13 protein-coding genes and 1 pseudogene are annotated in these 20,274 nt (G+C 61.8%); 2 read left to right on the top strand and 12 right to left on the bottom strand.

Features of this window, described 5'->3' with window-relative positions; genetic code table 11:
* Positions 1 to 41: 41 nt before the first annotated feature.
* Complete coding sequence (locus AC1DVW_RS22625; RefSeq protein WP_477326264.1) at positions 42 to 722, bottom strand: peroxiredoxin-like family protein; 681 nt, start codon at positions 720 to 722, stop codon at positions 42 to 44.
* Between the two features lie 19 nt (positions 723 to 741).
* Positions 742 to 4,041 (bottom strand): ATP-binding protein, encoded by a 3,300-nt coding sequence (locus tag AC1DVW_RS22620; protein ID WP_477326017.1) that lies wholly within the window; start codon positions 4,039 to 4,041, stop codon positions 742 to 744.
* 240 nt (positions 4,042 to 4,281) lie between these two features.
* On the opposite strand from AC1DVW_RS22620, the pseudogene AC1DVW_RS22615 reads away from it, so the two are divergent.
* Positions 4,282 to 6,047 (top strand): annotated as a pseudogene (locus AC1DVW_RS22615) (adenylate/guanylate cyclase domain-containing protein).
* 16 nt (positions 6,048 to 6,063) lie between these two features.
* Here AC1DVW_RS22615 and AC1DVW_RS22610 read toward each other — a convergent pair.
* The 3 genes from AC1DVW_RS22610 to AC1DVW_RS22600 form a co-directional block, all read right to left on the bottom strand.
* On the bottom strand, positions 6,064 to 7,443 hold the full coding sequence (locus AC1DVW_RS22610) for a hypothetical protein (protein WP_477243153.1): 1,380 nt from the start codon (positions 7,441 to 7,443) through the stop codon (positions 6,064 to 6,066).
* Positions 7,443 to 7,955 (bottom strand): GNAT family N-acetyltransferase, encoded by a 513-nt coding sequence (locus AC1DVW_RS22605; protein ID WP_477243154.1) that lies wholly within the window; start codon positions 7,953 to 7,955, stop codon positions 7,443 to 7,445. Before AC1DVW_RS22605 ends, AC1DVW_RS22610 begins: the two co-directional genes overlap by 1 nt.
* A gap of 74 nt (positions 7,956 to 8,029) precedes the next feature.
* The gene (locus AC1DVW_RS22600; RefSeq protein ID WP_477326015.1) at positions 8,030 to 8,884 is read right to left on the bottom strand and encodes a hypothetical protein; all 855 of its coding nucleotides are present in this window, start codon (positions 8,882 to 8,884) and stop codon (positions 8,030 to 8,032) included.
* A 161-nt stretch (positions 8,885 to 9,045) separates the two neighbouring features.
* On the opposite strand from AC1DVW_RS22600, the gene AC1DVW_RS22595 reads away from it, so the two are divergent.
* Positions 9,046 to 10,461, top strand: a complete 1,416-nt coding sequence (locus AC1DVW_RS22595; protein WP_477326013.1) for a DUF5939 domain-containing protein — start codon at positions 9,046 to 9,048, stop codon at positions 10,459 to 10,461.
* A gap of 57 nt (positions 10,462 to 10,518) precedes the next feature.
* On the opposite strand, the gene AC1DVW_RS22590 is transcribed toward AC1DVW_RS22595, so the two are convergent.
* The 7 genes from AC1DVW_RS22590 to AC1DVW_RS22560 form a co-directional block, all read right to left on the bottom strand.
* Positions 10,519 to 10,998, bottom strand: a complete 480-nt coding sequence (locus tag AC1DVW_RS22590; RefSeq protein ID WP_477243991.1) for a class I SAM-dependent methyltransferase — start codon at positions 10,996 to 10,998, stop codon at positions 10,519 to 10,521.
* A 147-nt stretch (positions 10,999 to 11,145) separates the two neighbouring features.
* Positions 11,146 to 12,327 (bottom strand): ABC transporter permease, encoded by a 1,182-nt coding sequence (locus AC1DVW_RS22585; protein WP_477243157.1) that lies wholly within the window; start codon positions 12,325 to 12,327, stop codon positions 11,146 to 11,148.
* Positions 12,324 to 13,322, bottom strand: a complete 999-nt coding sequence (locus AC1DVW_RS22580) for an ABC transporter permease (RefSeq protein WP_477243158.1) — start codon at positions 13,320 to 13,322, stop codon at positions 12,324 to 12,326. The genes AC1DVW_RS22585 and AC1DVW_RS22580 overlap by 4 nt, the downstream gene beginning before the upstream one ends.
* A 2-nt stretch (positions 13,323 to 13,324) precedes the next feature.
* Positions 13,325 to 15,223 (bottom strand): ABC transporter substrate-binding protein, encoded by a 1,899-nt coding sequence (locus AC1DVW_RS22575; RefSeq protein ID WP_477243159.1) that lies wholly within the window; start codon positions 15,221 to 15,223, stop codon positions 13,325 to 13,327.
* On the bottom strand, positions 15,220 to 17,115 hold the full coding sequence (locus tag AC1DVW_RS22570; protein ID WP_477326011.1) for an ABC transporter ATP-binding protein: 1,896 nt from the start codon (positions 17,113 to 17,115) through the stop codon (positions 15,220 to 15,222). The genes AC1DVW_RS22575 and AC1DVW_RS22570 overlap by 4 nt, the downstream gene beginning before the upstream one ends.
* A gap of 143 nt (positions 17,116 to 17,258) precedes the next feature.
* Entirely contained in the window at positions 17,259 to 18,599 is a 1,341-nt protein-coding gene (locus AC1DVW_RS22565) for an adenylate/guanylate cyclase domain-containing protein (protein ID WP_477326262.1), read from the bottom strand.
* A 232-nt stretch (positions 18,600 to 18,831) separates the two neighbouring features.
* On the bottom strand, positions 18,832 to 20,175 hold the full coding sequence (locus AC1DVW_RS22560; RefSeq protein WP_477326009.1) for a nucleotide sugar dehydrogenase: 1,344 nt from the start codon (positions 20,173 to 20,175) through the stop codon (positions 18,832 to 18,834).
* Positions 20,176 to 20,274 lie beyond the last annotated feature (99 nt).

The raw sequence follows: 20,274 nt of genomic DNA, 5'->3' as shown, positions 1-20,274 counted from the left end.
CGGTAGTGGGTCAGTGTCCCGCCGTTTACCCCTTCGCAAGTCTATTGGGCGACCTGGGACACGGCTGACATCAGCTCCTGCGGGTTTGGCGCCCCAAACATGTATCGCCCACCCTCCGGAACCTCCGTGAAGCTCCAGCGGACGATCCCCTGCCGGTCCAGCAGGAACTGACCGACCAATTGTCCGTGTCCCGTTGCCATCATCTGCTCGTCGGCTTCGGTCAGTTCGTAGTGGTCCTTCTTGTCGAGGATTGCGGCGGCTGTCATAGGATCCATGGGACCGGGCAATTCGCCAGGTATGTCGACCCGCATATCCTGTGCCGCTGCCATCGCGACCTTGTACGGCCAGTTCGTCTCGTTCTCGGTGAATTCGAGATTGGGCAGCCCAAAAGCACGATGTGAAGCGCGTTCCGGGTCCGAGGCCGCAAGCAGGTTCGGCATCGGGTGGTAGCGGAAATAGAGACGCGCCCGTTCGATCGGCGTGTTGACCACCGTCAGGCTCCCCACGCCCCTTTCGCGCAGCTCCGGATCAAGCCGCGCCTGGGCGGCGATATGGCGCCGGCAAAACGCACAATGCAGACCTCGAAACAGGCCGACCAGTACCGGCCTTTGTCCGCGAAAGTCGTCAAGCGCGATCTTGCCTTCCTGGGTAATGGCGTCGAGGACCACGTTCGGTGCCCGGTCGCCCGGTTGAAGCGGCAACAAGTCACTACGCGCGGACATTTCCAACCTCCAACCCCGGCTAGTCAAGAAACGGCAGCACCACAAGCCCTTCCGGGTCGAGCCCGTGCTGGGCGCATATACCCTGCGCCAGGGAAAAGTAACGTTCGGCCTCGGCCAGATTGTCTAGGTCGAGATTGAGCGTTGCAAGACCATCATAGCACGGAAACAGCAGTTGGGGTTCGCCCGTTTCGCGGGCTACGTCCAGTGCTTCTTGGAACAAGCTAACCGCCAGGTCCGGGCGGCCGTTGCACTGGTGGATCTGCCCAAGCACGATCAACGGCACCGCCAGGTGCTCGCGCTGGTCGAGCGCGCGGTCGATCTCGATGGCCTTCTCGGCGGCAGGCACGCCCTCCGTTGGACAGCGATCCGTGAAAGTACAACAAGCGACCGCCAGATTGACGAGAAGGCGCGCCTGGAAGCCCAGATCACCGATACGGCGCGCCACTTCAAGACCGCGCCGGCAGACATCCATCGCCTGCGCCGGATCGATGGTCGTGTAAAGCACGCCGAGATTGGTGTAGCCGCGGCAGGCCGCGCCCGGTAGACCGGCGGCTTCCGCCAATTCAATGCTACGCTCAACCTGACGCACGGCTTCATGGTTTCGCCCAAGGCGAGCCAACGCGACAGCCTTGGTATTGAGTGCCTCGGCGGTCACGAGAGTGGCATCACGCCCCACCTCGGAGATATGCTCGGCTGTCAGAGCACCTACGCAATCCAGCGCCGCGTCTGCCCATTTTGCCGCGAGAGCGTGATCTCCGCTACGGAACGCCTGTCGGCCACGTTCTTGCCACAGATGCGCTTGCTCGACCGGAGCATCCGCTCCATCGAGGAGCGCCGCCGCTTCAGCATAGCGGGATTCTGCGTTGTCCCGCTTGCCGACGTCCCAGAGCAGCCGACCGATCTTACGCAAAACGCGTGCCGCAGCGACACGATCGGCTGACGCGCGGTACGCCTGCAACACCGTCTCGTAGTGGTGGTGCGCGATCTCGCGGCGGCCTGCCGGGCCGCTCAAATCGGCAATGCGCTCTGCAATTGCCAGTTTGAGCGGTGTTTGCCCGATCGCGTCCAACGCAGTCAGTGCTCGCTCGTAGAAACGAAGGGCGTCGTCGTTGGCGTATATCATGCGAGCGCGATCGCCCGCCGCCTGCAGGTAATGCGCGCCCTTCTCGCGCTCGGCGCTCAGTGCGAAATGATGACCGAGCACGGTCAAATCCTCGAGCCGTTCCGGCTTGTCGCCGCACAGTTGCTCCAAGGCAGAACCGACCCGCCCGTGGATGTCGGTCCGGCGCTGCAGCAACAGGTTCTGGTAGACTACGTCCTGCAGCAATGTTTGCGTAAAGCGGTAGCTTTGCGACGAGACCGAGCCTGATCCGGCAACCTCCTCGATGATTTCCGCGTCGCAAAGCAGTTCGCAGCCGGCCTCCAGGCGACCGGGGTCGGCTGTCACGGTTTTCAAAAGTGTGGCATCGAAGCGCGGGCCGATTACCGCGGCTTCCTGGGCCAACCGGCGCACCTCCTGGGGCAGCCGGTCGACGCGAGCAAGCAACATTGCCTGAATGGTGGCGGGAATGCCGGTTGCGACTTCGCCTGCCACAGTCCGCCATCGCTGGCCCTCGCGCATCAGCACTCCGCGATCGATAAGGCCGCGAACGATCTCCTCCACAAAAAGCGGGTTGCCGCCTGCGCGCTCGAGGATCTGGTCGACAAGCCCGCCTGCGGAGTTTACCCAGCTCTCGCCGAAAAGCGCCACCAGCAGGCTGCGTCCGTCGTCACTGTTGAGCGGCGAAAGCCGGAGCGCTGTGTGACTGACCCGACTTGAATCGAGCTGGTCGTTGTCCGGCGCCGGACGATGCGTGACCAGCAACATCAAGCGCGTGCGTTCCAACCTGTCCATCACGAAACGCAGTGCCTCGAGCGACACGGCGTCGGCCCAGTGCAGGTCTTCGACGACAATCAACAAAGGCGACAGCGCAAGCCGCCGTTCGATGATTGTGCGGACCGCGTAGAGAATTTGCCGCCGCAACTGTTCGGGCTCGACATGCTGCAAGGTGGCATCGGGGTCGCCAAGGCCAAGCACATGGTAGAGCAAGGGCATCAGCCGCTTCGCCTCGTCGCCCTGCAGGCCGAGATCGGTAAGCAAGGCCGCGAGCTTCGCCCGCATTTCGTCCCCACTGTCGTTTTGCATCATCCCGGCAGCGCTGCGCACCACCGCGCCCAAGGCGCCGAAGGATTGTTCGCCCAGCGGTGAGCACGTGGCCTGCCGCACGGCGACGTTGCGAAAACGATCCTCGTCGCCGACGCGGGCGACGAACTCCTTCACCAGCCGCGACTTCCCGATACCGGCTTCGCCGACGAGGTGGACAAGTTGGGCCGAGCCGCCGCATGCTTGGTCAAGGCTGGCCAGCATTCTGTTGAGCTCCGCACCACGACCTATTATCGGCGCGCTGAGGCCGAGCGCCTCGAGCCCACGCGCTGCACGCGGCGCCGCCAGTGGTGCATCCAGTCGATGGACGAGCACACTGCCAGCCTTGCCGCGAAGCACGACATCACCCATCGACTCGTAGGAGAACGCATGCCGGGTCAGCCTGTGCGTGAGCTCGCCTACCAGCACCTCGCCCGGCGCGGCCAGCGATTGCAGGCGTTGCGCCGTATTCACTGTGTCGCCGGTCACCGAATAGGATTTGGCGGTGCCGATGCCCAATCCACCGGTAACGACGGGACCGGTGTTTATGCCGATATGGAGCAGCAGAGGCGAGCCGGAGTGGGGGGCGCGTTCGCCGAACCGCGCCGTCCGGGCGATCATGTCGAGAGCGGCGCGAAGCGCACGTTCCGGATCGTCCTCATGCGCGACCGGCGCACCGAACAATGCCAGCAGCGCATCGCCGATGAATTTGTCGACGAAACCACCGAAGTTTCGCACGGCCGCCGTCAGTTCCTTGAACAGTTCGTTCTGCAGCGTTTGCATGACCTCGGGGTCGAGCTGCTCGCTGAGCGTCGTGAAGCCGCAAAGGTCGGCGAACAGGACCGTTACCGTCCGGCGATCGGCGTCAGAGACGGGATGCAGCCCTTCCTCGCTTTCGATGTTCGCAAGCAGCGACGGAGTTCGAGAAGGCGGCACAATGGTCCGGCTTGGTGTCGGAGCAGGCCGCTCGACGGCTTTTGCGGGCGCACCGAGGCTTGCCCCGCATTTCGGACAGAACTCGAAATCAGGTGCGCAGGCATAGCCGCAACTGGCGCATTGCGCGGGCTGGCGCCTGCCACACCTCGGACAGAAGGCGAAGCCGCTCTCAACCTCGAAACCGCAGCCCGAGCAGTCCATAGAACAAGACCTCACTAGGGGCCGTGACGGCGTGATTTCGCTACGCCTTCACGGCCAGGGTAATCACAAGGATGAACCGATAGCCGTCGACCAGCAAGCGGCAGCGCAAATGGGCGTCAAGCGATCCGTGGGTCCTGGGGCAAAGCGCTGCCGATTCGGGCGGCTGCGTGGCCGTCGTTTGCGAAAATTCCCTCTTACCCTTCCGTCTTCCTGCTATCGCGGAGATGAGGAGACGAACCCATGAGCGAGAACCGTAAGCTAGCCGCAATCCTGGCTGCAGATGTGGTCGGATACAGCCGGCTCGCGAGCGCCGACGAAGATCGTACCCTGGCGAGGTTGCGGGCACTGCGCAGCGACCTGATCGATCCGATCATCGCGGTGCACAACGGGCGGGTGATCAAGCGCACCGGGGATGGGGCGCTGGTTGAGTTTCGCAGCGTCGTGGATGCGGTGCGCTGCGCCGTTGAGGTTCAGAACGGCATGGTGGAGCGCATGCCGGTGTGCCGCAGGAGCGCCGCATCGAGTTCAGGATCGGCATCCATCTGGGGGATGTGGTCGAGGAAAGCGACGGCGACCTGATGGGCGACGGCGTCAACATCGCCTCGCGTTTGGAGGGCGTCGCGGCGCCCGGCGCCATCTGCCTGTCCGAGGATGCGTATCGCCAGGTCAAGGCGAGGCTCGACCTCTCGGTCAGCGATCTCGGCAGCACGCAGCTCAAGAACATCGCCGAGCCGATCCGGGTCTATTCGCTGCAAGTCGGCAGCGCCGGGGCCAAGGCGACCGCGACCTCGGAAACCGCCGCCCGCCGGCCGGCGGCCGCAGTGCCGCCGAAGCTGTCGATCGCCGTCCTGCCGTTCGCCAATATGAGCGGTGACGCGGAACAAGACTACTTCGCCGATGGCATTTCCGAAGACATCATCACGGCGCTGTCCAAGCTGTCGCAGCTCTTCGTCATCGCTCGCAATTCGTCGTTCACCTTCAAGGGCCAGAACGTCCATGTGCAGGAGGTGGGCACGAAACTCGGCGTGCGGTATGTGCTTGAGGGCAGCGTACGCAAGTCGGGGAACAGGGTTCGCATCACCGCGCAGCTCATCGATGCAGGTTCGGGCGGTCATCTTTGGGCGGAGCGGTTCGATCGCGACCTGACCGACATATTCGCCGTGCAGGACGACGTGACGCAGCAGATCGTCGGTGCGCTGGCGCTCAATCTGACCGAGGATGACCGTCTGCGGCTGGCGCCCGAGCACCCGCGCAGCCCGGAGGCGTATGACTGTTTCCTGCGCGGCCGGGAGCTGTGGCATCGGCTGACGAAGGACACGAACGTCGCGGCCCGCGAGCTCCTGCATCGGGCCATCGAACTGGACCCCAAATTTCCCGCGGCCCACGCTTTCCTCGCCCTCACGCACGGACTCGATTACCTCAACAGGTGGGGTGCGTCGGAATCGATGGCGCAAGCGGAAGAGGCCGCAACGCGAGCGGTAACGTTGGATGACAGCGATCCCTGGGCGCACTGGGCGCTGGCGACGGCCAAGCTGTACACAAGGCGACACGATGGGGCCATCGACGAGGTCGAGCGCGCACTGGTCCTCAATCCGAACTTCGCCGAAGGGCATGTCTGCCGCGGCGAGGTGCTGTATTATTCGGGCAGACCCGAGGAGGCCCTCGAGAGTTTCGCCCGAGGAAAGACCTTGAACCCATACTTTCCCGATGTGCTTCTGCACTTCCAGGCCTTGGCGTCGTTTCAACTGGGACGGTACGAAGAGGCCGTTGACCTCTTGCTGCAACGGCTGGCTCGCAACGCTGTCACCGACGTCTCGCGCGCGCTTCTGGCTGCCTGCTACGGCCATCTGGGCCGTTTGGAGGAGGCCCGCGCGGCATGGCAGGACTTGCTTCGCGTCAATCCCGACTATTCGCTGGAATACCGTCGCAAAGTCTTGCCTTACAAGAACCCTGCCGATTTCGACCTCATGGTCGAAGGGCTCCGCAAGGCCGGTCTGGTGCCATGACAGGGTGACGGCCGGATCAGACGCCGGAGGCCCGGCCGATCTTGCGCCATCGGGCGTTTTCGCGAACCAGTTTCAGATCCTCGGTCGTGTCGGCAAATGTCCGCAAACGGTATTGCCTAAGCAGGTCTGGGAAGAGCGCTCCTTCCGGCAGGCCGGCAAGCTGCTCGCGGACCGAGATCTTTTCATCGATGACCCGCATGCCCCAGGCATTTTCCCGAACCTGCAACTCCGCAGCCAGATCGCGCTCTTCGGGCGCGCTTTCGTCCAGCGCAGACAGCAGGATCGAGTGGAAAAGCGCTACATAGCCAACCTGTCTCAGGCCGCCCACAACCCGCACCCGCGGCAATATGGCAAGGACGAGGAACGTCAGGAACAAGTCCGGCAGCAGCACGCCGTCCAGCAGCGCCTGCCTGAGATGCGGCCGCTCGAACGGGATGGAAACACCATGCGGCCTGTCAGGCTCGATCAGTTGCCCGTTCTCCAGGGCGAGCTTGCGCACGCGCTCCTCGCGGACGCCCCAGAAATAGGTCGTGGCATTGGGCAGGAATCTGCCGAATGGGCCCAACGCGGCCTCTTGCAAGGCATGGTCGAGACGCTGGCGCCTGGCGGGCTCAAGGAGCAGCCTGGAAAGAAGGCTGCCGTCATCGTCCAGATGCCGCGCCATGGCAGAAGCGGCGAGCCTATCGTCGATGAAGACCGGCCGGGCCATGCCGGAACGATCCCAATCGGCAACCAAATCCTGGTTGAGGGCTGTCAGCGCATCGGCGGCGGTTGCAAACACCTTGTCCTGGCTGGCGAGCAGTGTACCCAGCCAGCGGCTGGTGTCCGTTTCGTCGCCCACCGCTTCGAGTGCGCGTTTGTTGAGGGTGACGGGACCGGCCGCGCAGACGCTTTTGCGGCACAGTTTGTGGCGCCCCATGCCAAACAGGTTGACCTTGTCGTCGCCGACATCGAGCCATCCCGGCCCCTCCCGGCCGATAGTCTCCATGGTCATCGTCGCCCCCATGAAGCCGAAGAAGGCCGATAGCCCGTTTTCAACCGCGCCGAGCCAGGCAAGCAGCAGCGCATCGAAGGTGATACGATCCATCAAAAGCAGGCAGTGCAAGCCGGACTGGATCACCGGTCTGTGCTCGAATTCGTCGAGGGCCTTGCCGATCTCTTCGGGCTGTATGATCAAACCAAGGCGCTGATGCAGAACGTCGCGCAGGATCGAGCGGGCAGCGATCGCCGGCCCCGATGCAGGCCTTGCCACCGGCCGCCACAGATGGCGCGCGTATTCGGAAACCGGTGCATTCCAGTTCTGCTTGATATCACGCACGACTTCCGGGCAGAGCAGCGACAGCACAGCCAGAATTTCCACCGGAGGCGCAGGGGTCGGGGCAAAGTCGGCGGTCATCAGAACCGCAGCCGTGCCATGGTCAGGAGGTCGTGATACTGCCCGTCGGTAAAACCGGCCTTCAAATGCCGGCCTTCGATCTCGAAGCCGTGGCTGGTGTAGAGGCGGATGGCCGGTTCATTGTCGGCATAGACGGTCAATTCGACCCGCTTCAGGGCGCGCCAATTGTCGGCCACCTCAAGCAGCGCGCCAAGTATGGCAGAGCCGATGCCTTTGCCAACAAAGGCATCGTCAAGGCCGATATTGATCTCGCCTATATGCGAACGGCGCGGCGAACCCTGCACGACCAGGCTGCCATGGCCGACCACCTTGCCGTCCAGCTCGGCAACGATCCAAGTGGTCTCCTGGCCGGATTTGGCGATGCGCCGCTCCACCTGCTCCACCATCTCGAACGGCATCCTGAGCGTCCCCCAGCGGAAGCCCGGCATGTTGAAGATAGCGCAAAGCGCCTCCGCATCGCTTGGCCGGACGGCCCGGAGTTGCGGCTGGATTTTCTCGGATGGCGAGGTCATGGCTTTCCCGGCGAACGCAATCGGCCCGGCACGATGCACCGGACATCACCTGAAAATCCAGCCGTCTCTGCAGACTATGCCGCCGATTGCGCGCTAAAATGCCGGGAGGCGGCGTAGAGCTTGAAGGCGCCGCTGATCCCGATCCAGCCGAAAAGGGCGAGCCAGCACAATGTCCCGGTCGCCGTCCAGTCGATCCGGTGCACTGCAGCGTCGGTGATGACGAGGCCAAGGATGGCAAGCAGGCCAACCAGAAACTGCGCCAGGCCGAGCACCAGCAACTCCTCGCGCGGCGCGCTTTTCCAGACGAGATACACGCCGCCAGCGCCGGCGAGGAAGATGGCGCTGTAGACCTGGGCGTGAAAGGGATCGACCGGCCATGGCCAAGTGCTGCTGACCATCAGGGGAAACAGCAACATGCCGAAGCCATAGAGCCCAAGGATCGCCGTTTCCGCCAACATGTAGCCGCGCCATGCGGGGTTTAGGGTCACGCCTTTTGCTGAAGGATGGGCCCTGGCCCGCCACAGGAACAGCCCGGATACCGCGGCCGAGGCAAGATAGACCAGGAACCAGAGCCAGGTCGCTTTTCGCTCGAAGTTGAAATAGCCGAGATTGATCAACGAAACCGCCGACACGATGACGGTGAAGATGAAGGCCATGACGAGCACCAGCCTGCCGGGCGACCAGCGGTTCCAGAACAAGAGCGCCGCCATCACCGCCATTTCGGCAGTGTAGAAGCCGCCGAGGAAGCGGGCACTGAATGGCGTGACGGGCCAAGGCCAGCGCGGCTTGACCAGCGCAGGCGCGAAAAACAGGCCGGCGCCTACGATCAGGACGATGATGACCCCCACCGAGAAAAGCCGCAGGGCTGCGGGAAACGGCGGGTTGTCGGATGTCGGCGTGGGAGAAAGCCCCAAAGATGAATGCCCCATAGACCCATCATAGTTCCGAATCCGCCGAATGGAAATTGACCTGTCACCAGGCTTGTCCATTCGAATGGCCGTACGGTCCGTTTCGACGTAAGATGGGGCGCTCGGACCGAAGACCGGTCCGGTTAACACGCCTCGGGGGCGCATTTTCCGGAGCCTGCCCAATGAACGAAGCTCAGGATCTGTTCTCGCTTCTGCGGCAATCGACCGACGTCGACCCACAGGCAATCGACGCGATCAGGCGAACCATCGCGGAGGGCAATGACCGCGAACTTTGCCGCATCAATGCGCCAGCCTTCGCCAGCAAGCATGGCCTCGACGAGGAGCGCGCCATTGGAGCCTTTCTCCATGCGGCGCGGGTGGGCATCTTCGACATTTCCTGGAATGTTCTGTGCCCCGGCTGTGGCGGCGTGCTCGACACCAACGCCACGCTGAAAACCCTGCAGAAGGACGAATACACCTGCGCGCTGTGCTCCCAGGGCTATTCGCCGACCCTCGACGAGATGGTCGAGGTGACATTCACCGTCAGTCCCCGGGTGCGCAGGATTGCCGCCCACAATCCACACGAACTGCCGATGGTGGAATATTTCCGCCAGATCTACTGGGCGTCCGGGGTCGATCTGCCGGACGAGGATTTCGCGAAAACGATCGAAGCGTTCTCGCTGGAGGATATCGAGCTTGCGCCCGGTGAAAAGGCGGTTCTGCCCATACAGCTTCCGTCCGAATTCATCATTGTCTTCGAGCCGGTCACCCATTCAGCGCAGTTCATAGACGTGAAGGGCGAACCAACAAAGGAGCGCCGAAGCCTCTCTCTGGTCTTCGACCGCGACCATGTCCAGAACCAGACGCTGGAGATGCAACCCGGCCCGTTGCGCATTTCGCTGGAAAACAGGACCGACACCCGCGTGCTGCCGACGGTCTTCATCGCCGGCCAAGCATTGCATGATTTGCTGGGCAAACGCCGGCCCTTCCTGACCGCCAAGCGCCTGCTCACCAACCAGACGTTCCGCGATCTCTATCGCACGGATACGCTCGACATCGACCAGCGCCTGAAGATCACCAGCCTGACCTTCCTGTTCACCGACCTGCGCGGATCGACCGCGCTTTACGAGCGGGTGGGCGACCTTTCAGCCTTCGATCTCGTGCGCGAGCATTTCCAGGTTCTGCACGAGATCGTCGCGGCGGAGGCAGGCGCGGTGGTGAAGACGATTGGTGATGCGGTGATGGCGACCTTCGCGACGCCTGATCGTGCGATGGCTGCGGCCCTCAGGATGCGCGATGCCATGCGTGCGCTCAACGACAAGAGCGGGCGCGAGGATTTGTTGCTCAAGATCGGAGTCCATGCCGGCCCCTGCATCGCCGTGTCTATGAACGAGCGACAGGACTATTTCGGCCAGACGGTCAACATTGCTTCGCGCGTCCAGAACCTTGCCACCGCACAGGCGATCTTCGCCACTCGTGCGGTGGTCGACGACAAGCTCACCGCCGATCTGTTGCACAGGAACGCGCTGACGCCCGTGCCTCACGAGGTCTCGCTGCGCGGCATCGAGCGGGAGATAGCAGTCTATACGATCCCCTGAAGACTCGGCCCCGAAGAGACGACCTAGGCTCCTGAAGATTTGGGCCGTCTCCGCCCCTTACACGCGCCTGCAGAGGAAATAACGATCGGCGGGCTCCGAAGTCGGCGGCGGGAGGCGTTGCAACTGCGGGTGATCGAGCGGTGTGCCGCTGACCGCGAAGCCGCCGACGCGAAGCAGGCGCGCAATCAGATCGGGAAGCCAGGTAGCGGTCACTGCATCGCGATCGTCATAGCCAGTGCCGATGTCGGCATGAACAAGAGCGGCGTCGATGCCGATGAACCTGACCGCCGTCTCGCGTATTTCGCCGAGCACGAGGTTTTCAGCGTCGGGAATTGAGCTGGCGTGTGCGCCAACTTCGCGGTCGAACACCACTATCCGGCGTCCGGGCAGACGCTCGCGCAGATGGTGGAACGTCCGGCCATTGCCGAGGCCGAGCTCGAGCACAAGCCCCTCCATCTTCGCCACCTCGGGGCAGATTTGATTGAGAATGTCGCGCTGTGCGGTCATCCTGCTGATGAAATTATCGAGGCGACTCATATGCGATTGTATGTCCTGAACCAGCAGCCCCGATCGAGGCTTGCCGCATATAGAGGCGAACGACGAACCCTGCAATAACGCAACCGGCCGCCGACAAGCGTCATATCGGGTGGAGTCGTCGGCAGGCCGCGCGGCGGAACAGCGATCTCACTTGTAGGGGTCCGCGGCGTCCCGCAAGCCGTCGCCGAGGAAGTTGAACGCCATGATGACGAGGATAACGGGGAGCATCGGCAAAAGCAGCCATGGATAGAACGCGATCACGCTGACACTGCGCGCCTCGGTGAGCAGGATGCCCCAGCTGGTTATCGGTGCCCTCAGGCCGAGCCCGAGGAAGCTCAGCGCCGTCTCGCCCAGGATCATGCCGGGTATGGAGAGCGTCGCCGTCGCGATCAGGTGCGACATGAAACCGGGAATGAGATGCCGCCTGATGATGCGGCTGCTCCCGGCACCCATCAACTGCGCGGCCAGAACGTAATCCTCCTCGCGCAGGGCCAGAAGCTTTGAACGCACGGCCCGCGCCAGTCCGGTCCAGTCGAGCAGCCCGAGGATGACGGTGATGCCGAAATAGATCAGGATCGGACTCCAGGTTATCGGCATGATTGCCGCCAGGGCCAGCCATAGCGGAATGCTGGGAATCGATTGCAGCACTTCGATTATTCGTTGAACGATCAGGTCGAAGATACCGCCGTGATAGCCGGCCAGTCCGCCGATGACGATGCCGAGCAGGAAGCTGAAACTGATGCCGACGAGGCCGATTGTCAGTGAAATGCGTGCGCCATAGATCATGCGCGAGAGCACGTCGCGCCCAAGCCTGTCAGTGCCGGCCAGAAAGAGTTGGCCGTTTTCGGGAGGGCAGACAAAATGCCTGTCACCTTCGATCAGGCCCCAGAACTGGTAACTGTCACCCTTGCAGAAGAAACTGAGCCGCTGAACATCGTCCTGGTTCTCGATGTAGTTCCGCTTGAGCGTGTCCATATCCAGCGTCATCTGGCGGCCATAGACGAACGGCCCGACGAACTCGCCATTGTGGAACAGATGCACCTGCTGCGGCGGCGAATAGATGTAGTCCATGTTGCGCGTGTGCAGATTGTAGGGCGCCAGGAACTCGCAGATCAGTATCATGAAATAAAGCGCTGCCAGGAATATGCCGGATATAAGCGCAAGCCGGTGCTTGCGGAATTTCCACCACATCAGCCGCAACTGCGACGCCTGAAAGACCTTCGACTGCTCCGGCGTCATCGCCTCGACAGACTGCAGGTCAAAGGGCGCGATGGAAACGTAGTGTTGCAGTGGAGCGCCCGGAGCGGGCAGCGGCGATTGCGTGTTCATTTGGTGCTGCCGCCCTGCAAACGAATTCGTGGATCAAGCAACGCCAGCGCCAGGTCGGAAATCAGCACGCCGATGACCGTCAGGAAGGCGAGAAACATCAGGAACGACCCTGCCAGATACATATCCTGGCTTTGCAGCGCCTTGATCAGCATCGGCCCGGTCGTTTCCAAAGACAGCACGATCGCCGTGATTTCGGCGCCGGAGATGATGGCCGGCAGGATGGAGCCGATATCGGAAATGAAGAAATTGAGCGCCATGCGCATCGGATATTTGACCAGTGCCTTGAATGGATGAAGGCCTTTGGCACGCGCCGTCACGACATATTGCTTGTGCAGCTCATCGAGCAGATTGGCGCGCAGCCGCCGGATCATGCTTGCCGTGCCCCCGGTGCCGATGATCAAGACCGGGATCCAGAGATGGGCGAGGATCGACTTCGCCTTGACCCAGCTCATCGGCTCGCCGAGATATTGCTGGTCCATGAGATGGCCGATGGACGTGCCGAACCAGATGTTGGCGAAATACATCAGGATCAGCGCCAGCATGAAATTCGGAATGGCAAGGCCGAGAAGGCCGAAGAAAGTCAGGCCGTAGTCGCCCCAACTGTATTGATGCGTGGCGGAGTACATGCCAATCGGAAAGGCGATGAGCCAGGTGAAGATGATCGTGACGAAGGAAACCAGCACGGTCAGCCACATTCGGTCCCCGACGACGTCGCGAACCGGCAGCTCATATTCGAAGGAATAGCCGAAATCGCCGTGCAGCATCCCGCCGACCCAGTAGAAGTAGCGAATGACCGGCGGCTGGTCGAAACCATATTCCTTGCGCATCATCTCGATGCGATCAGAATCCACCGCTTCGCCCTGGGCCCGAAGCTCGGCGACATAGCTGTCGAAATAGTCGCCCGGCGGAAGTTCGATGATCGTGAACACCAGCGCCGATATGACCATCAGCGTTGGAACCATCACGGCGATGCGCCAGACAAGATATCGAAGCACGCTCAGGAGCCTCCAAGCCAGAATGTATCCGGCATGTAGACACCGAAATAGGCGGTCGGGTCATAGCCGTAGAGCGCCTTGTCAGGCAGATTGCGCAGCCGCGAGGACACCAGAATCGGCTGATGCGTTCCATTCACAGTGCCGATCGAAAACACCTGATCGGTGTAGATCGACAGCATCGAATTCCAGATTTCGGCGCGCTCCGTGGCTTCGGTCGATCCGTTCCAGCGCTTGAGCAAAGCCATCAACTCGACCACTTCAGGAAGATCGGGCGCCTCACCCATCTTGCCATGGGACAGATAGTGAGCACCCCAGAGCGGCCACTGCAATTGGTCATCGATGGTGGGGGCAAGTTGGTACGGGTTCATGTCGGCGGTCGGCACGCCATTGTCGATGCCCGACCACATCGACATCATGATCTGGCCGCCAAGCGCGCGGCTGCGGAAGATATCGCGCTGCGAAGTCCGGATGAACAAAGCGATGCCGATCTTGCGCCAGTGATCGGTGATGAGTTCGAGCGCGTCGGTTTCCAGCGTGCTTTCGCCGGCCGTTTCCACGATGATCTGCGCAGAGCGTCCATCGGGAAGCATCCGCAGGCCGTCATCGTCACGTGCCTGAAGCCCGACCTCGTCGAGCAGGGCATTGGCCTGGTCGGGATCATGGGCGACCCAGGCTTTCGCGAATTCCGGCCGGTAGAGCGGGCTCTCCGGCAAGACCGTATCGGCACTTTCCTGCGCCAACCCGTAGAACACGGCCAAATTGATCTCGCGCCTGTCCACAGCGAGCGAAAGCGCGCGGCGCACGCGCACGTCACGCAAAAGGCCACGCCACACCGGGTCGGCACAATTCAGATTGGGCAGCAGCGCCAGCCGCGAACCCTGTGTGCGTTTCCACAGATGCATCTTCACCGGGTAGCGCTTCTCCGCGTCCTTCAGGAAGGAGTAATCGCTGAAGTCAATTCCCATGCATTGCAGGTCGCTCTCCCCCGCACCGGTCTTGGCCGAGATGATCGCCGACGAGCTGACATTCATGATGATCCGGTCGACATAGGGCAGTTGCCGGCCATTCTCGTCTATTCGATGAAAGAACGGGTTGCGCTCGAAGATGAACTGCTCGGCCGGCGGCTTGGTCCGGTTCTGCCAGGGATCGAGCGTCGGCAGATCCGGATTCTCCGGGCGATACTGCCGCGACATGCGGATATGCAGGAGCGTCCATTTCTTGGCCCGGTTCTCCTTCATCAGGCCGGCGAGCCGGAATGGATCCTGATATTTCTTGTGGAACTGCTTGAGATAGGCGGCCGGCAGAACAAGCGACAGCGGCGCGGCAGCAGCGAGCTTGGGCAGGAAGTCGGGATTGGGCGCATCCCAACTGTAGCGCACCGTCAACGGATCGACGATCTCGAAGCGTGGCGGCTTGCCATCCGCCATCAGGGCCGGAGCGAGCCCGCCTTGCGAAAGCTCATCGTTCAGCCAGACATCTTCCCAGCAATAGCGAAAATCCTCCGGCGTCAGCAGGCTGCCGTCGGACCATTTATGTCCTTCCCGTATCTTGAACGTGAAGATGCGATCATCCGCTACGTCGAAACTTTCGAGAATGTCGGCTTGCAAGCTAAGCTTTTCGTCATAGCCGACCAGCCGAGAATACCCGTAGATCGTCATCATCCGGATATCTTTCTGGCTGCCGATGATCGTCCGCAGCGTGCCGCCATACTCGCCGGGTTGCCGGCCCATGGCGGCGAGATTCAACGCGCGCGGGCTCTTGGGCAAGCGCTCGGCGAGTGCCGGCAGCGCCTTGGCCGTTAGCTGCGGCCGAAGAAAATCCGGCTCCAGATCGCCGGCACGCGACGTGCCCGGCAGAAATACCGAAGCCATGAGACCAAGGACGGTGCGACGGCTGATCAATGGCGCAACTCACTGACATCGGCCGAACGTCGGGCCAGCACGAGATGGCCGCCGCCAAGATCGAGCGGCGACAGCATATCCTCTTCGCCCTCGTCGCGGAATTGCGGTCCCCACGCGCTGGTGTCGGAAGCGCCGCCGAGCTTCAGCGTCTTGAAATCCATCGGCCGGTCGAGATCGGGGAAAGGGACTGCGGCGAGCAGTGAGCGCGTGTAGGGGTGGATCGGTTTCCTGAGCAGAATTTCGCGCGGCGCAAGCTCGACGATACGCCCGCCGCACATCACCGCGATACGATCCGCCATGTAGTCCACCACCGCCAGATTGTGGGATATGAACAGGTAGGTCAGGCCGAGTTCCTTCTGCAGATCCTTCAGAAGGTTCAGGATTTGCGCCTGGACAGAGACATCGAGCGCCGAAACGGGCTCGTCGCAGATCAGCAGTTCAGGTCCCAGCGCCACGGCGCGCGCGATGCCGATACGCTGACGCTGCCCGCCGGAGAAACTGTGGGGATAGCGCTTGATGAAGCGCGGATCGAGCCCGATTGCCTGCATCAGGCTCTTGACCGTGGCGAGTCGGGACGCGGCATTGCCACGTTGATGGATTTCCAGCGGCTCGCTCAAGATGTTCTCCACCGTCATGCGAGGTGAGAGCGACGAAACCGGATCCTGGAAGACCATCTGGATTTTCGCGCGCAGCAAGCGCAGGGCGTCTCCCTCGGCTTCCAGGACGTCGATCGGTCCTTCGCGACCGTTGAAGACCACGGAGCCGCCGCTGGGCGTGACAGCCCGCATGAGGATCTTGCTGACGGTGGTTTTGCCGCAGCCGCTTTCGCCGACCAGACCCAGGCACTCACCCCGCCTGATGTCGAAGCTCACGCCGTCCACGGCGCGAACGGAGGTTTGACGGCTCCCGCCGAACCATCCGGACTTGCGGGTGGTGTAGACCTTTTTCAGATCCCTGACCGACAGCAGGATGTCGTCCTGCCCCTTCGATTCCGGCGCCGTCTGCTTGCCGAGCAGGTTCTCGACATTCACCGGCACCTCGCGGAGCGCCTTCAGCCTTTCGCCAGGCTTCAGGTCGAAATGCGGAACGGCTGCCATCAGGCCCTTCAGGTAAGGGTGACCTGGCCGGCGGAATATCGCCTCCACAGGTCCCGCTTCCATGATCTCGCCATGGTACATGACCACCACCTCGTCAGCGACATTGGCGACCACGCCGAGGTCGTGTGTGATCAGCAGCATCGCCATGTTCAGCTTGGTCTGAAGCCCGCGCAGCAATTGCAGGATTTGCGCCTGGATGGTGACGTCCAACGCAGTCGTCGGCTCATCGGCGATCAACAATGCGGGCCGGCAGATAAGCGCCATGGCGATCATGGCGCGTTGCCGCAATCCTCCCGAAAGTTCAAACGGATACATGTCATAGGCGCGCTTGGGATTGGGAAAGCCGACAAGGCTGAGCATTTCCTCGGTCCGCGCCTTGCGTTCCGCGCGAGCCATGGGCGTATGAATCTGCAGGGATTCGCTGACCTGATTGCCGATCGTGTGCAGCGGCGACAGTGATGTCATCGGCTCCTGAAAGATCTTGCCGATGCGGCTGCCTCTCAACGCCCGGATTTCGGGTCCATCGCGCGGCATCTGCAGGATATCCTGCGTCGTGCCGGGCTTTTCAGGATCGGAAAACAGGATACGGCCACGAACATGGGCTGTGTTCGGCAAAATGCCCATCACGGCCTGGCTGAGAACCGATTTTCCGGAACCGGACTCGCCCACAAGCGCGGTAACCTTGCCGGGCAGGACGCGAAGATTTGCACGCCTGACGGCATGCAACGGTCCCCCGATAATGGCAAAAGAGATGCCAACATCCTCGATCCGCAGCAGATCCACGCCCGAACTCATCCTCACACCAGCCCCGCTCTGTCGGCCTGCCGGCCGCCCCCACAAAGCGAGACTAGCGCATTGCCAGCCTAGAGCAACTTGGATTCGAAACGAGCTTCCCCGGCGGACCCGGCGACCCAGGCGTTCTGGTCAGATCGTGGCGGTTACTGGAGCTTCCTCCGGTCGCCCGCCGACAGCCGCGTAGCATCGCGATGAAGCAGCATGAGCTGCTCGGCATCCGATATCCGGTCGTGAAACGGCTGCAGCGCACCGTCTTCCTCGAGTGCGAGAGCACCCGACAGATCGGGTGAAAGCACCGTCAGCTTCTGCTTGATGCCCGCCAGTTCCTCCTCGCCGAGCGTCAGCCAGTTGTTGGTGCCGCAATAGCCGGCGAAGTCTTTGCTGGCGAGAACGCTGTGTGGATATTTCTTGGTCAGGGTCTGGAGGCGCTGGACCTCGTTTACAGCCGAGCCGAAGACAGAGAATGTGAGCCGGTCGGTAAGCCCGACATTGCCGAACATCACATTGCCGACATGCAGGCCGATGCCAAATTTAATGTCGCCCAACCCCTGTTCTTTTCTGCGCAGATTGAGATCCATCATGCGCGCGCTGGCCTTGTGCGCTGCCGCAAGAGCAGCCTGGCAGGCGATCTCGGACTGCGCGCGGTGCCTTTCGCAAGGGTAGACGGCAATGAAGCCATCCCCTAGGAAACTCATGATCTGCCCGCCTTCACGATTGAAAGGTGCAGCAATGGCATCGAAAAACTGGTTCAGCGTATCGATATAGACTTCGCGGCCGGAGGTTTGGGCAAGCCTTGTCGACCCGCGCATATCGCCCATGACCAGTGCGGCCCGGATTGTATCACCCTCGCCGCGCTTGATCTGGCCGTCGAGCACGCGCCTGCCGGCGTCGCCGCCGAGATAAGTGGTCATCATGTTGTCAGCGAGCTTGGTGAGTACCGCCATCTTGGTTGCGATAGCGAGATGGTTCTGGATGCGCAGCAGCGCCGAAATCATGCTGTCGCTGAAGCCTGCAGCACTGTCGGTGGACCAGGACCCCAACATGCCCTGACTGGTGTTGCCGTTGAAGGGATGGACGAAAGCCATGTAGTCGGTGACGCCCATAAGCTTGAGTTCATCGAAAACAGGAAACTCCGACGGCACCGACGCGTTGAACCGGCGCCGCAGATGGTCGAGCTTGTTGCTGAGCAGATGGTAGTATGGGCTGGTCAGGAATCTGTCGGACTGCACGCCGCCCTCCTTGCGGAAGCCTTCCATTTCCATGCCCTGGCCGCGAAGCCAGGTGAAGCCAAGCGCGTCATAAAGCGGATGAAGCATCGAAAAACTCAAATGCACCCGCTTCAGTGGCAGGCCGGCAGCAGCCAGCCGTTCACAAAAGCCTTTTACCAATGTTTCCAGGTCGTTGCCGGCCAGCGCCGATTGCGTCAACCAATCGGCAACCTTATCCATGAGAATGGTGGAAATTTCTGCTTGTGCTGTGCTCATGCTATCTCGAAACCCGTCGAAGACGAGCCATCTCCTTTGATCCGCCACACCCTCGAAGTTAATGAAGCCGGCTTCGGCGGCAAAAGCCGGCGAAGAATTTCCCGAATGACTGTCCTTGCAGGCAAGGAGCAGGCGTAACTGCATCTATCTCCTGGGGCACATATGTGGCGAGGCTGCCGGCGGAGTGCAACCCCGATCCTGACATCGGGCAAATTCGCCGGCTCAGACGCCGTCAGGCCTTCACCACCGTCTCTCGGGCTAGCCCGAGGCGGCCAAAAACATTGCGTGTATCGACGATCAGAAGAGCGTGATCAGCGATCGCCTGATAATCGATCGCGTCGTGGTCGGTTGCAACGACGACAGCGTCGAAATCCTTTAAGGCCGCCTCGGTCAATTCGACCGAGCGACGCCCCTTGATGGCCATATGCTCCCGTGTGGTCGGGATCTCGGTAACATGCGGGTCGTGGAATTCCGCCCTGCCGCCCCATTCCTCGATGAGTTCAATGAGCCGCAATGAGGGGCTTTCGCGGATGTCGCGCACATTCTTCTTGTAGGCTAGCCCGATGATGAGAATGCGCGAGCGGCTGAGCGCTTTGCCGCAGCGCCGGTCCAGCGCCTTCGCCAGTTCATCGACCACATGACGCGGCATGGCCGTGTTGATCTCTGCCGCCAGCTCGATGAAGCGGGTCGGCAGTTCGTATTCGCGCGCCTTCCACGTCAGGTAGAAGGGATCGATCGGAACGCAATGCCCGCCAAGTCCGGGGCCAGGATAGAAAGGCATGTAGCCGAAGGGCTTGGTCTTCGCGGCCTCGATCACCTCCCAGATGTCGATGCCCATCGCACCGAGCACGACCTTCAACTCGTTGACGAGGGCTATATTGACCGAGCGGAAGATGTTTTCAGTCAGCTTGACCGCCTCGGCGGTCGCCGTGGTGGAAACCGGAACGACGGTCTCGACCACGCCCTGGTAGAAAGCCTGCACGAGCGTCGCCGCTTCAATGCCGTCGCCTGCCACGACCTTGGGGATCGTCGCGACTTCAAAGCTGCGGTTGCCAGGATCCTCGCGTTCGGGCGAGAAGCCGAGGAAGAAGTCTATCTTCGACTGCAAGCCAGTTGCTTCCAGTATGGGCTTGATCACGTCGTCGGTGGTGCCGGGATAGGTGGTCGATTCCAGCACGATCACCTGGCCGAGACGCAGATGCTTGGCGATGGTGCCTGCTGTGTTCCTGACAAAGGAGAGGTCCGGCTCACGGTGTTTCGTCAGCGGTGTGGGAACGCAGATAATGATGACATCGCAGACGGCCAGGTCGGCAAAATCCGCAGTGGCGCGGAACCGTCCGCTCGCCACATGGCCGGCAAGGGCTGTCGACGTCACCGCCTCAATGTAGGATTGGCCGTTGTTCAGGCTCTCAACCTTCTGGGCTTCGATGTCGAAGCCGGAAACCGGGAAGCCGGCGCGTGCGATCGCAACTGCCAGCGGCAACCCGACATAGCCCAGTCCGATCACGCCGACTTGCGCGGTGCGCGTCGAAATCCGGTTCAGAAGACGGTCATATGTCGATCGTGAGGCGTCCAAAAATCTGCTTTCCCGTCAATTCGGACAGACTACCCGCGCCAATGGCGGGGCTCACCGGGTCCCGAGAACCATGGCCGAGGCATATTGCCGAAAATCGAA

The organism is Mesorhizobium sp. P3_B5 (genome assembly GCF_056402815.1).
The sequence above is the reverse complement of the archived record's forward strand: the minus strand, read 5'-3'. Positions and strand labels throughout refer to the sequence as shown.

Bases quoted from the DNA above. Each gene is read 5' to 3' on its own strand.
- AC1DVW_RS22585 (WP_477243157.1), bottom strand. From the start codon at position 12,327: ATGAACACGCAATCGCCGCTGCCCGCTCCGGGCGCTCCACTGCAACAC.
- AC1DVW_RS22590 (WP_477243991.1), bottom strand. From the start codon at position 10,998: ATGAGTCGCCTCGATAATTTCATCAGCAGGATGACCGCACAGCGCGAC.
- AC1DVW_RS22605 (WP_477243154.1), bottom strand. From the start codon at position 7,955: ATGACCTCGCCATCCGAGAAAATCCAGCCGCAACTCCGGGCCGTCCGG.
- AC1DVW_RS22565 (WP_477326262.1), bottom strand. From the start codon at position 18,599: ATGAGCACAGCACAAGCAGAAATTTCCACCATTCTCATGGATAAGGTT.
- AC1DVW_RS22570 (WP_477326011.1), bottom strand. From the start codon at position 17,115: ATGAGTTCGGGCGTGGATCTGCTGCGGATCGAGGATGTTGGCATCTCT.
- AC1DVW_RS22595 (WP_477326013.1), top strand. From the start codon at position 9,046: ATGAACGAAGCTCAGGATCTGTTCTCGCTTCTGCGGCAATCGACCGAC.
- AC1DVW_RS22600 (WP_477326015.1), bottom strand. From the start codon at position 8,884: ATGGGGCATTCATCTTTGGGGCTTTCTCCCACGCCGACATCCGACAAC.
- AC1DVW_RS22620 (WP_477326017.1), bottom strand. From the start codon at position 4,041: ATGGACTGCTCGGGCTGCGGTTTCGAGGTTGAGAGCGGCTTCGCCTTC.
- AC1DVW_RS22625 (WP_477326264.1), bottom strand. From the start codon at position 722: ATGTCCGCGCGTAGTGACTTGTTGCCGCTTCAACCGGGCGACCGGGCA.
- AC1DVW_RS22610 (WP_477243153.1), bottom strand. From the start codon at position 7,443: ATGACCGCCGACTTTGCCCCGACCCCTGCGCCTCCGGTGGAAATTCTG.